This is a genomic window from Streptomyces sp. NPDC004732 (assembly GCF_040609235.1).
In the GTDB taxonomy this organism is placed as follows: Bacteria; Actinomycetota; Actinomycetes; order Streptomycetales; family Streptomycetaceae; genus Streptomyces.
In genome coordinates, this window is sequence record NZ_JBEXJR010000009.1 from 90,911 (window position 1) to 102,907 (window position 11,997).

The following is an 11,997-nucleotide window of genomic DNA, read 5'->3' on the forward strand; positions in this document are numbered from 1 at the left end:
TCAGGCGGGAAGCCCCGCGGTGAGCAGCTCCACGAAGCCGACGTCCTCCCTGGCGACGCCGAAGACCTCGGCGCGGCGCAGGGTCCGCTCGGCCCAGGCGCGGTGCGGCTTCACCTCGTTCATCTTGTTCGTGTACGAGGAGCGCAGGACCCCGCCGCCGCCCCGCTCCGGACGCAGGATGTCCTCGGCGTCGCTGAACTCCTCGTGGCTGACCACGGAGAGCGCATGCACGGGCAGCACGTGCGAGGGGTGGATGCAGGTCTTGCCGAGCAGGCCGTTGGCGCGGTCGAGCTCGATCTCGCGGAGCAGCCCGTCCATGTCGTGCTCGATGAGGGCCTGGCGCAGTTCGTCGGCCCGGCCCTCCAGGAAGGGGCTGCGGCGCAGCTGCGGCTTGAACATCCGCTCCTGGACGCGGAAGTACTCCCAGACCGGTCCTGTCACGGTGAAGCCGGTGCCGTCGGCCCTGCCCAGCACGTTCACCACGTCGGCGATGACGGAGGCGACGATCTGCACGTCGTACGCGGTCATGTCCGGCGGCCTGCGCAGTCCGTACGCCGAGCAGAAATCGGTGACGCCGAGGCGCAGCGCGAGGACCCGGTCGCGGTACTTGTCGACGGTGCGGGCTATCCCGGCGAGGGTCTCGGCGCGGCTCTCCAGGTGCAGCAGCTCGGGCGACTCCAGGACGGGCATGGCGAAGAGCCGCCGTGCCGGGCCGTCGGGTCCCGCCGGAAGCTCCGCCTCCGCGGCCACCAGCGCCTCCATGAAGGGGACGCCCCGCTCCTCGGTGAATTTGGGCAGTACGAATCCGGACAACAACCGGATGTTCGTCCCGAGCCTGCGGACCAGGTCCGGTATCTGTTCGGCGGCGCGGACCCGGATGAAGAGCAGGGGCGGCTCCACGTCCCGCTCCGCCAGGTCGGCGAACTGCCGGACCAGGTTCTCCTCGGCGTCGGCGACCTCGGCGTCGTCGATGGAGTCCTCCAGGCAGATCACCATGGAGACCACCCCGCGCCCGGCCTGTTTCAGGATGTCCTCGGCGAGGCGGGGACGGGTGGCCGGGCTGTAGAGCGTGGCGCCCAAGGCGGGCGCGAGCAGGTGGGGCGCGGAGTCCGCGGTGAAGGCACACGGCTCCCGGTGGAAGAGGCGGTGCCGCACCTCTGGGGTGATATGCCCGAAATGACGCATGTGATTCCCTGCTATCGCCTGTTTCGTCGACGTGGGCCGTTCGGATGTGGCCGGTAATAGTACGTAGAGACGGGTGCCGGGGGTTCCCTCCGGGCATGAACTTCAGGTAACCCGGCCATGTCACACATGCTCACCACACAACCGTCGCACGCTCGCACCACTCGCAGGTCAGGAGCCTGGTGACGCGGCCGGGGCCTTCGGCCCCCCGCGTTGTCCCGGCCCTGTGGGGGAAGGCAGGATGACCGCATGACGCACGCGATGTTGAAGGGGTCGAACGTCCCGCTCGAAGCCTCGGCGGTCCGCGCCGTGCTGCGCTGGACCCCCGGACAGGGCGTCCCGGACGTCGACGCGTCGGCGCTGCTGCTCGGCGGCGACGGGCGGGTGCGCTCGGACGAGGACTTCGTCTTCTACAACCAGCCGCGCCACCCGGGCGGCAAGGTCTGGCGGCTCGGCAAGAAGCGGACCGCCGAAGGCCTGACCGACACGATCCAGACGGATCTGGCGGGCATGGACCCGGCCGTGAGCCGGGTGCTCCTGGCCGCGTCGGCGGAGGGCATCCCCTTCGAGCACGTACCCGCACTGCGGATCCTGCTGTACGACGCCACCGTCACCGACGGCGCGCCGCTCGCCCACTTCGACATCACTCCGCAGACCGGCGAGGAGACGGCGCTGATCTGCGGGGAGCTCTACCGCCGCGGTGAGGGCTGGAAATTCCGCGCGCTCGGCGAGGGGTACTCCAACGGCCTGGAGGGCCTCGCCTCCGACTTCGGGATCTCCGTGGACGACTCGGACTCCGCCTCGCCGGAGCCCGCACCCTCCACCTCCTTCCCGCTGCCGCCCCAGCAGCCCATGCCGCAGCAGTCGGCGGCCCCGCCGTCCGTCGCCCAGCCCGCCCCGCAGTCGCCGCCCCAGCCCTCGTACGGCTATCCGCCCGAGCCGCCCCGGCACCCGGCGCCCCAGCCCGCCTACGGCTATCCGCCGGCCGCGGCCACCCAGCCCACGCCGATCGCGCCGCCGGTCCCCGTCGCCCAGCCGTCGTACGGCTATCCGCAGCCGGTGACCCCGATGCCGGACCCGAACTTCCGGCTGCCTCCGCAGGGCCCGCAGTTCCTGTCCCGCTGAGGGCACGGCCGGGCGACCCGGTGGATCCGGTGGGCCTGGCGGGCACACCGGATCAGCCGACCTTGGCCTTGTAGCCCCGGCCCCACTGCAGCCCCCAGCCGTACAGCCGGTCGAGCTCGGCCTGGAATCCGTAGACGAACTTCACCTCGCGGCGCACGATCAGCTCGTCCTTGACGTTCTCGATGGAGACCACCGCGCACGAGCGGGCCTGCGGCTGCCGCTCGTCCAGGTCGATCTCGATCCGGGGACCGTTGCTGGGGTAGAGCGTGACCTTCGCGTGCGTGCGGTCGAAGGCGGGCGTCTGGTCGTAGATGTACACGAAGATCAGCAGCCGTTTGATCGCCTCGCGGTGGTCGAGATTGACGTAAAGCGTCTCGCCCGTCCCCGAACCGAACCGGTCGTCGCCGCTGCCCTTCACGTACGGCGGGGAGTTGAGGCTCCCGAAGAAGTTGCCCAGCGGCTGCACCACGCCCTTGTCGCCGTCGTTCAGCTCGTACAGACAGCCCAGGTCGAGGTCGACGTTGACCATGCTCTGCGTGTGCGCCTGGACCGGCTCGGGCCGGAACATCTGGAAGGGGTGCCGCAGCAGACCGCCGCCGCCACCGCGCGACTTGCCGAGCAGGTCGGACGTGCGCATCTGCCAGGACAGGTTGACGCGCAGGTTGCCGGTGGCCGCGCCCTGTTTGGAGAGCGAGACCGTCGGGTGCCGTTTGGTCAGTTCGATGGAGTTGGTGGCGGCGCTGCCCGATTCGAAGTCCATCGAACGCCCACGCCACAGACCGTCCCAGAAGGACATTGCGCCCCCAAGTGCCCTCGTACCACCTACGAATACCGACGGGGCGGCCATGAGGACATCTCCTCGACGGCCGCCCCGCACAGAGCGTTCCTCACCCTGGCCGTCGTCACACTCCGGGAACCGGAATCGGACAGCTCGGCGAGGGAATCAGTCAGTCTCAGACGCCCGAGGAGACCTCCGCCTTGTCACCCGGGCTGCCTTGCCCCTCGGCTGCCGCCAGCCGCTTGTTGCGCCGCACGGAGGAGAAGAAGGACCAGGCGATCAGGAGGACACCGACGGAGCCGGTGATCACTTCGTGGATCTCGTACTGGATGGTGACCAGGAGGATCACGGCGAGGGCACCGATCGCGTAGTGCGCGCCGTGCTCCAGGTACACGTAGTCGTCGAGGGTGCCCTGGCGGACCAGGTAGACCGTGAGCGAACGGACGTACATGGCGCCGATGCCGAGGCCCAGGGCCATCAGCACGATGTCGTTGGTGATGGCGAAGGCGCCGATGACACCGTCGAAGGAGAAGGACGCGTCCAGGACCTCGAGGTAGAGGAACATGAAGAACGCGGCCTTGCCGGCCATGACGACCGCAGGAACCTTCTTGCCTGCCCGCTTGGCCTTCTCCTCCTCCTCGTGCTCGCGCTCCTCCTCTTCCTCGAGCTTGTTCTCGAAGTATCCGGAGAGTCCGCCGACCACGAGATAGGTGATCAGACCTGCGATGCCCGAGATGAGGACCGTCTCGGCCTTGTCCACATGGGCGCCGCCGTGCTGGTGGGCCTTGGTGGCGAAGGTCATCGCGGTGATCATGAGCACGATGAGCGCGATGCAGACCGACAGCATGTCGACCTTGCCGAGCTTGGCGAGCGGGCGCTCGATCCAGCTGAGCCACTTGATGTCCCGGTCCTCGAAGATGAAGTCGAGGAAGATCATCAGCAGGAACATGCCACCGAAGGCGGCGATCGACGGGTGAGCGTCGGTGACCAGCTGCTGGTACTGGTCCTTGTCGTTGAGCGCGAGGCGGACGGCCTCGATCGGGCCGATCGAGGCGCTGATGGCGACGATCACGACGGGGAAGACCAGCCGCATGCCGAAGACCGCGATGAGCACGCCGATGGTGAGGAAGATCTTCTGCCAGAAGGCATTCATCTTCTTCAGGATTCCGGCGTTGACCACCGCGTTGTCGAAGGACACCGAGATCTCGAGGACGGACAGGATCGCCACGACGCCGAAGCCGGTCCACCCTCCATAGAGCACCGCGGCGACCAGGCCGAGCGCGGTGACCGCGAACGACCAGCCGAAGGTTTTCAGAAGCACTGGCTACCCAATCGTGTGTGTACGGGCTCCCGTGTAGCGGTCTCCCCCGCGCCGGTCCCCTGCTTTACGAAACGTTGACCCCGAAGTGTAGAGGTCCCGCTACGCGTCCGGGGAGGGCGACCCTCCCCGGACGCAGAGCTCGGATGGCGGTCGTGCTGCGTCAGCTGCGCGCCCTCGCCCCCTCGAAGACCAGAAGGAACGGAGAGACATAGCCGGACGCCTCGACCGGCGTGGCTCCGCCGGTGACGACGAGCACCACACCGGCGGCGAGCGCGGCGCAGTACATGAGGACATGACTCACGGGGCGCAAGCCCGTCGGCTGAGCTTCCTTGGGCATAATGAACAGACTCCCGTCCTTCGGGGCGGCGAGCTCCCGGAGAGTCATCTGCCTCGTTTCCAGGCGCAGCAGGTGGCTCTCCGTCTTCGTCGCCGGGCCACGCTGCGTGCATGACCCTTTACGAAACGTTGACCCCGAAGTCTAGAGCGATGCCGCGCAGACCGGACGCGTACCCCTGTCCGACCGCGCGGAACTTCCACTCTCCCCCGTACCGGTACACCTCGCCGAAGATCATCGCTGTCTCCGTGGAGGCGTCCTCACTGAGGTCGTAGCGCGCGAGCTCCTGGCCGTCCGCCTGGTTCACGACGCGGATGAACGCGTTGCTGACCTGGCCGAACGTCTGGCCCCTGTTGTCCGCGTCATGGATCGAGACAGGGAAGATGATCTTGTCGCAGCCCGCCGGGACCTGGGAGAGGTCGATCAGGAGCGACTCGTCGTCCCCGTCGCCCTCGCCCGTGAGGTTGTCGCCGGTGTGCTCGACGGAGCCGTCGGGGCTCTTGAGGTTGTTGTAGAAGACGAACCACTCGTCGCCGAGGACCCGGCCCGCGTTGCACAACAGCGCGCTGGCGTCGAGGTCGAAGGGGGCTCCGGTGGTGGAGCGCGCGTCCCAGCCGAGGCCTACGAGGACCTGGGTGAGATTGGGTGCGGCTTTGGAGAGGGAGACATTGCCTCCCTTGGCGAGCGTGACGCCCATGGTGAAGTCCTCCCCGTGGTGACGAGAGCAGAAGCCCGTGGTGACGGGAGCAGAAGTTCCCGCGGTGCCGGGACCGTGTGTCCCCCTGAGGACGGGAACACACGTCTCCGTGGTGACGGAAGCCCGCGCGCCGCGGTGCGGGCGCACGAGATGGCGAGCACGTCCGGCGCCGCACTTCGAACCTGTGCGGCGCCGGACGGAGAGCGCTGAGCGCCGGGGCGCTGAACGCCGGGACGTGCTCGGCTCAGACGTTGACGCCGAAGTCCTGCGCGATGCCGCGCAGGCCCGAGGCGTAGCCCTGGCCGACCGCGCGGAACTTCCACTCGGCGCCGTGGCGGTACAGCTCGCCGAAGACCATGGCGGTCTCCGTCGAGGCGTCCTCGGAGAGGTCGTACCGTGCGATCTCCGCGCCGCCCGCCTGGTTCACGACGCGGATGAACGCGTTGCGCACCTGACCGAACGACTGCTGGCGGTTCTCCGCGTCGTAGATCGAGACCGGGAAGACGATCTTCTCGACGTCGGCGGGGACCGCGGCCAGGTCGACCTTGATCGCCTCGTCGTCGCCCTCGCCCTCACCGGTGGTGTTGTCACCGGTGTGCTCGACGGAGCCGTCGGGGCTCTTCAGGTTGTTGAAGAACACGAAGTTCTGGTCACTGGTGACCTTGCCCTCCGTGTTCGTCAGGATGGCGCTGGCGTCGAGGTCGAAGTCCGTACCGGTGGTGGTGCGGACGTCCCAGCCGAGGCCGACCAGAACCGCGGTCAGGCCAGGCGCCTCCTTGCTCAGCGATACGTTGCCGCCCTTGCTGAGGCTGACTCCCACGAATCCTCCCAATTGATGTCCAGGGGCGGGGAGCCCCAAGCGTTGCGTTGCCATCGGATCAACGTGTGGATCCTAGTGACCGGTTCCCGGCCGCGAGCGAAAACAAAGCTCGCTCAGAGCGTTTCGAGCGCCTTCACGTACTCGTTCAGGTCACGTGCGTCGGGCAGGTCATTGACCACCGTCCAGCGCACCACACCCTCCTTGTCGATGATGAAGGTGCCGCGCACGGCGCAGCCCTTCTCCTCGTCGAAGACGCCGTACGCGCGCGAGACCTCGCCGTGCGGCCAGAAGTCGGAGACCAGCGGGTACTCCAGGCCCTCCTGCTCGGCGAAGACGCGCAGCGTGTGGATGGAATCGTTGGAGACGGCGAGCAGCTGGGTGTCGTCGTTGACGAACGTCGGCAGCTCGTCGCGGAGCGCGCAGAGCTCGCCGGTGCACACACCAGTGAACGCGAACGGGTAGAAGAGCAGCACCACGTTCTTCTCGCCGCGGAAATCGGCGAGCCGCACGGTCCGGCCGTGGTTGTCCTTCAGCTCGAAATCCGGGGCCTTGGTGCCGGCCGCGATTCCAACGAGCGCCATGTGTACGCATCCCTTCGACGGGCCCATTCGAGTGGGGCTGTTCGAGTGAGTCCACCCTACGTCCGCCCGTTCCTGGCAGTCCGCACCCCACGCATGCGTAAGGCCCCCGTCGACGAATGCTGTCGACAGGGGCCCTCAGAGCGCTCCGAAGGGGCACGGGGAATTGCGCGGCCGCCGCGTCGTAGCCGCGGAGGCCGCGCAATGCGTGCCCAGTGGAGCGTTTACCGCTTCTTGGCGGCCGCCTTCGGCGTATTCAGGCGGCTGCCGTTCCAGTCCTTGCCTGCGTTGATGCTCTTCGTCTGGGACAGGCCCGCAGTGGTGGCCGCCTCGCCGATCTCGCTCGGCTCGACGTAACCGTCACGACCGGTCTTCGGAGTCAGCAGCAGAATCGAGCCGCCGTCCTCCATGTACGCGATGGAGTCCACCAGCGCATCAGTCAGGTCCCCGTCGTCCTCACGGAACCAGAGCACCACGGCGTCAGCTACGTCGTCGTACTCCTCATCGACGAGCTCTGTGCCTGTGGCCTGCTCGATGGCCTCGCGGAGCTCCTGGTCGACGTCGTCGTCGTAGCCGATCTCCTGGACCACCTGGTCGGGCTGGAAACCAAGCCTTACGGCCAGGTTCGTCTCCGCGTGGTCCGCGGTCGCGCTCACGGATTGCCTCCTGATCATGTTTTTGGGAATGCCTGTCAGCCACGCGCGTGCGCGGGGCGTTGGCCGTAGTCCACACGGGCGGGACGGATCGCGCAAGTACCCGGCCGCCGAGACCGCCGAAACGGTGACGTTCCCGACCGTGTCGCCGCAACTGTCGCCACATCTGTGCGAGACCGAACGGCTCTGCGAAGCGGTTAGGCAGGATGGGCGTATCGTTGCGATTTGGGCCGAGCCTACCCCAGGGTGGCCGGATGAACGTCTCGGTTACCTATCGGTAGACATGACGTTTGCGTCCGCGAGGTACACGATGGGAAGCGGTGCACGGCCAGGCATAACCCAGGCGAGAGCCCCAACAGCGAAGGAACAGCGTGGCTTCCGGATCCGATCGCAACCCGATCATCATTGGCGGCCTGCCGAGTCAGGTCCCGGACTTCGATCCCGAAGAGACCCAGGAGTGGCTCGACTCCCTCGATGCCGCGGTCGACGAACGCGGCCGTGAGCGCGCCCGCTACCTGATGCTCCGGTTGATCGAGCGCGCGCGGGAGAAGCGCGTCGCCGTGCCCGAAATGCGCAGTACGGATTACGTCAACACGATCGCCACCAAGGACGAGCCGTTCTTCCCCGGCAACGAGGAAATCGAGCGCAAGGTCCTGAACGCCACCCGCTGGAACGCCGCGGTGATGGTCTCGCGCGCCCAGCGCCCCGGCATCGGCGTCGGCGGCCACATCGCCACTTTCGCCTCCTCCGCCTCGCTCTACGACGTGGGCTTCAACCACTTCTTCCGCGGCAAGGACGAGGGCGACGGCGGCGACCAGATCTTCTTCCAGGGGCACGCGTCCCCCGGTATCTACGCCCGCGCCTTCCTCCTCGACCGGCTCTCCGAGCAGCAGCTCGACGCGTTCCGCCAGGAGAAGTCCAAGGCCCCGAACGGCCTCTCCTCGTATCCGCACCCGCGCCTGATGCCGGACTTCTGGGAGTTCCCGACCGTCTCGATGGGCCTCGGCCCGCTCGGCGCGATCTTCCAGGCCCGGATGAACCGCTACATGGAGGCGCGCGGCATCGCCGACACCTCCAAGTCGCACGTCTGGGCCTACCTCGGTGACGGCGAGATGGACGAGCCCGAGTCCCTCGGCCAGCTCTCCATCGCCGCCCGCGAGGGCCTGGACAACCTGACCTTCGTCGTCAACTGCAACCTCCAGCGCCTCGACGGCCCGGTGCGCGGCAACGGCAAGATCATCCAGGAGCTGGAGTCCCAGTTCCGCGGCGCCGGCTGGAACGTCATCAAGCTCGTCTGGGACCGCAGCTGGGACCCGCTGCTCGCACAGGACCGCGACGGCCTCCTGGTCAACCGGCTCAACACCACCCCCGACGGCCAGTTCCAGACGTACGCGACCGAGACCGGCTCCTACATCCGCGAGCACTTCTTCGGCGACGACCAGCGCCTGCGCGCCATGGTCGAGAACATGACCGACGAGCAGATCCTGCACCTGGGCCGCGGCGGCCACGACCACAAGAAGGTCTACGCGGCGTACGCGGCGGCCAAGGCCCACAAGGGCCAGCCGACGGTGATCCTCGCCCAGACGGTCAAGGGCTGGACCCTCGGCCCGAACTTCGAGGGCCGCAACGCCACGCACCAGATGAAGAAGCTGACGGTCGACGACCTCAAGGGCTTCCGCGACCGCCTGCACATCCCGATCACGGACCAGCAGCTGGAGGACGGCGCCCCGCCGTACTACCACCCGGGCCGCGACTCCGAAGAGATCCAGTACATGCACGACCGCCGCAAGGGCCTGGGCGGTTACGTCCCGACCCGCGTCGTGCGCTCCAAGCCGCTGCAGCTCCCCGAGGAGAAGACGTACGCGGCCGCGAAGAAGGGTTCGGGTCAGCAGTCGATCGCCACCACCATGGCCTTCGTCCGCATCCTGAAGGACCTCATGCGGGACAAGGAGATCGGCAAGCGCTTCGTGCTGATCGCCCCCGACGAGTACCGCACCTTCGGCATGGACGCGTTCTTCCCGAGCGCGAAGATCTACAACCCGCTCGGCCAGCAGTACGAGGCCGTGGACCGCGAGCTCCTCCTTGCGTACAAGGAGTCGCCGACGGGCCAGATGCTGCACGACGGCATCTCGGAGGCGGGCTGCACGGCGTCCCTCATTGCCGCCGGTTCGGCCTACGCCACACACGGCGAGCCCCTGATCCCCGTGTACGTCTTCTACTCGATGTTCGGCTTCCAGCGCACCGGCGACCAGTTCTGGCAGATGGCCGACCAGCTCGCGCGCGGTTTCGTCCTCGGCGCGACCGCCGGTCGTACGACTCTGACCGGGGAGGGCCTGCAGCACGCGGACGGCCACTCGCAGCTGCTCGCCTCCACCAACCCGGGCTGCGTCGCCTACGACCCGGCGTTCGGCTACGAGATCGCGCACATCGTCAAGGACGGCCTCCGTCGGATGTACGGCCCCGACAGCGAGGACGTCTTCTACTACCTCACCGTCTACAACGAGCCGATCCAGCACCCGGCCGAGCCCGCCGACGTGGACGTCGACGGCATCCTCAAGGGCATCTACCGCTTCAAGTCCGGCGAGCAGGGCGCCATTCCGGCTCAGATCCTCGCTTCCGGTGTCGCGGTTCCGTGGGCGGTCGAGGCACAGCAGATCCTCGCTTCGGAGTGGAACGTCAAGGCGGACGTCTGGTCGGCGACCTCCTGGAACGAGCTGCGCCGCGAGGCCGTGGACGTGGAGCGCCACAACTTCCTGCACCCCGAGGAGGAGCAGCGCGTCCCGTACGTCACGCGGAAGCTCTCCGGCGCCGAGGGCCCGTTCGTGGCCGTCTCCGACTGGATGCGGAGCGTCCCCGACCAGATCTCCCGCTGGGTGCCCGGCACGTACCAGTCGCTGGGCGCGGACGGCTTCGGCTTCGCCGACACCCGCGGTGCGGCCCGCCGCTTCTTCCACATCGACGCGCAGTCGATCGTGGTCGGCGTGCTGACCGAACTGGCCCGTGAGGGCAAGGTGGACCGCTCCGTCCTGAAGCAGGCGGTCGACCGCTACCAGCTTCTCGACGTCACGGCCGCCGACCCGGGCGCGGCCGGGGGCGACGCGTAGCACGGCATACGCCTCGGCAACACGGCATACGCCTCATTCGGAGGGCGACGAGCCTTATTCGGAGGGCGGCGGGACTCGGGTCCCGTCGCCCTTCGGCTTTTCCGCGATGCCTTTCTACGATGCGCCCATGAAGGAAGAACCGGCACAGACCCGTTGGGAGCGGCGCACCCAACGCCCGCTGCTCGTACTCGCGGTGGCATTCGCCGTCGCCTACGCCGTGCCGATCGTGTCGCCCGACGCAAGCAAGTCCGTGACGAGAATCTGCTCGTTGGTGGAGTGGTTCGTGTGGGGTGTGTTCGCCGTCGACTACTCCGTACGTCTCTTCCTCTCCGGTCACCGCAAGCAGTTCGTCCGCACCCACTGGCTAGACCTGTGTGCCGTGCTCCTTCCGATGATTCAGCCGCTGCGGCTGCTGCGGCTCGTCTCCACGCTGGCACTCGTCGGACGACGGGCCCGCATGGCGTCGCAGATCAAGCTGACGACGTATGTCGCGGGCTCGGTGGTGGGCCTGTTGATGTTCGGTTCCCTCGCGGTGCTCTCCGTGGAGCGGGAGTCACCGAACGGGAACATCAAGACGCTCGGCGACGCGGTGTGGTGGTCCTTCACCACCATGACGACAGTCGGCTACGGAGATCTCTCACCCACGACAGGCCTCGGCAGGATGCTCGCGGTCGGTCTGATGCTGTCGGGCATCGCGCTCCTCGGTGTGGTCACCGCGAACATCGCGGCGTGGTTCATCGCCCGCTTCGAGAAGGACGACGTCGAGGAGCGGCGCCAGACAGCCGCGATCGAGGCGTTGACGGCGGAGGTGAGGGCGCTGCGTGCGCAGGTGGCTTCGTTGTCGGGGGCGCCGGGGGCGCCCGGGGTGCCTGGGGTGCCAGGTACGCCTGGCGTGGGGGCGCGTGCGGGTGTGGTGCCCCGCCCCGGGGCGGCAGAGGATGGCGGCTCGGGGGCAGGTGCAGGTGATGTGGATGGTACTGACATGGATGACACCCGCGCAGGCGGTTCCGGTGCGTCCCGAGCCGGAGCGTAAGAGCCGCCCCGGCTCTCAGGGCCAGTCGTTCGGTGTCAGAACATGCCGTTCGTCGTGGTCGTCCCCGCTATCCATATCAGCGCGAGAACCGTGTCGATCACGCCCAGGACCAGGGCCACCAGAGCCGGCGCCGGGCGGGCACCGGCCCAACTTCGACCCATGGCCAGCCAGCCGCAGGCAATCGCCACCGGACCGAGGATGATCCCCAGCACGAAGAATCCGGCGATTGCGCAGACGGCGCTCATGATCCCGAGCGACGCGCGATCCGGCCGACTCCGCGACCACGTACGGCCGCGTGAGCCGGGGCGCTTGCGCGTGGTGTGTCCGAAGCCCGCCATCATCACTCCTCTGTCAGCCGGTTCGGGCCTTTCC

At 68.0% G+C, this 11,997-nt stretch carries 12 protein-coding genes; 3 read left to right on the top strand and 9 right to left on the bottom strand.

Annotated features, from left to right (window positions below; translation table 11 throughout):
- Nucleotides 1-1,185 (bottom strand): HpcH/HpaI aldolase/citrate lyase family protein, encoded by a 1,185-nt coding sequence (locus tag ABZV77_RS27030; RefSeq protein WP_356261858.1) that lies wholly within the window; start codon nt 1,183-1,185, stop codon nt 1-3.
- 246 nt (nt 1,186-1,431) lie between these two features.
- Here ABZV77_RS27030 and ABZV77_RS27035 point away from each other — a divergent pair, with 246 nt between their 5' ends.
- Nucleotides 1,432-2,307 carry a TerD family protein gene (locus tag ABZV77_RS27035; protein WP_356261860.1) on the top strand — a complete coding sequence of 292 codons (876 nt, stop codon included), beginning with the start codon at nt 1,432-1,434 and terminating at the stop codon, nt 2,305-2,307.
- Nucleotides 2,308-2,359: 52 nt separating this feature from the next.
- On the opposite strand, the gene ABZV77_RS27040 is transcribed toward ABZV77_RS27035, so the two are convergent.
- The 7 genes from ABZV77_RS27040 to ABZV77_RS27070 form a co-directional block, all read right to left on the bottom strand.
- Entirely contained in the window at nt 2,360-3,103 is a 744-nt protein-coding gene (locus tag ABZV77_RS27040; protein WP_356261863.1) for a Tellurium resistance, read from the bottom strand.
- A gap of 157 nt (nt 3,104-3,260) precedes the next feature.
- On the bottom strand, nt 3,261-4,406 hold the full coding sequence (locus tag ABZV77_RS27045) for a DUF475 domain-containing protein (RefSeq protein WP_356261865.1): 1,146 nt from the start codon (nt 4,404-4,406) through the stop codon (nt 3,261-3,263).
- Between the two features lie 160 nt (nt 4,407-4,566).
- Nucleotides 4,567-4,707, bottom strand: a complete 141-nt coding sequence (locus tag ABZV77_RS27050; protein ID WP_356261868.1) for a hypothetical protein — start codon at nt 4,705-4,707, stop codon at nt 4,567-4,569.
- 154 nt (nt 4,708-4,861) lie between these two features.
- Nucleotides 4,862-5,437, bottom strand: a complete 576-nt coding sequence (locus ABZV77_RS27055; RefSeq protein ID WP_356261870.1) for a TerD family protein — start codon at nt 5,435-5,437, stop codon at nt 4,862-4,864.
- A 244-nt stretch (nt 5,438-5,681) separates the two neighbouring features.
- Nucleotides 5,682-6,257, bottom strand: a complete 576-nt coding sequence (locus ABZV77_RS27060) for a TerD family protein (protein WP_055564366.1) — start codon at nt 6,255-6,257, stop codon at nt 5,682-5,684.
- A 113-nt stretch (nt 6,258-6,370) separates the two neighbouring features.
- A complete protein-coding gene (locus tag ABZV77_RS27065; protein WP_356261873.1) occupies nt 6,371-6,838 on the bottom strand; it encodes a peroxiredoxin in 468 nt (155 codons plus the stop codon).
- Nucleotides 6,839-7,059: 221 nt separating this feature from the next.
- Nucleotides 7,060-7,491 carry a DUF3052 domain-containing protein gene (locus ABZV77_RS27070; RefSeq protein WP_356261876.1) on the bottom strand — a complete coding sequence of 144 codons (432 nt, stop codon included), beginning with the start codon at nt 7,489-7,491 and terminating at the stop codon, nt 7,060-7,062.
- Nucleotides 7,492-7,859: 368 nt separating this feature from the next.
- Between ABZV77_RS27070 and aceE the strand changes: the two genes are divergently transcribed.
- Both aceE and ABZV77_RS27080 read left to right on the top strand, forming a co-directional pair.
- On the top strand, nt 7,860-10,592 hold the full coding sequence (gene aceE / locus ABZV77_RS27075) for a pyruvate dehydrogenase (acetyl-transferring), homodimeric type (RefSeq protein ID WP_356261879.1): 2,733 nt from the start codon (nt 7,860-7,862) through the stop codon (nt 10,590-10,592).
- Nucleotides 10,593-10,719: 127 nt separating this feature from the next.
- Nucleotides 10,720-11,625 (top strand): potassium channel family protein, encoded by a 906-nt coding sequence (locus ABZV77_RS27080; protein ID WP_356261882.1) that lies wholly within the window; start codon nt 10,720-10,722, stop codon nt 11,623-11,625.
- A gap of 35 nt (nt 11,626-11,660) precedes the next feature.
- Here the strand turns inward: ABZV77_RS27080 and ABZV77_RS27085 are convergent, their stop codons facing one another.
- Nucleotides 11,661-11,966 (bottom strand): small hydrophobic protein, encoded by a 306-nt coding sequence (locus tag ABZV77_RS27085; protein WP_356261885.1) that lies wholly within the window; start codon nt 11,964-11,966, stop codon nt 11,661-11,663.
- Nucleotides 11,967-11,997: the final 31 nt, after the last annotated feature.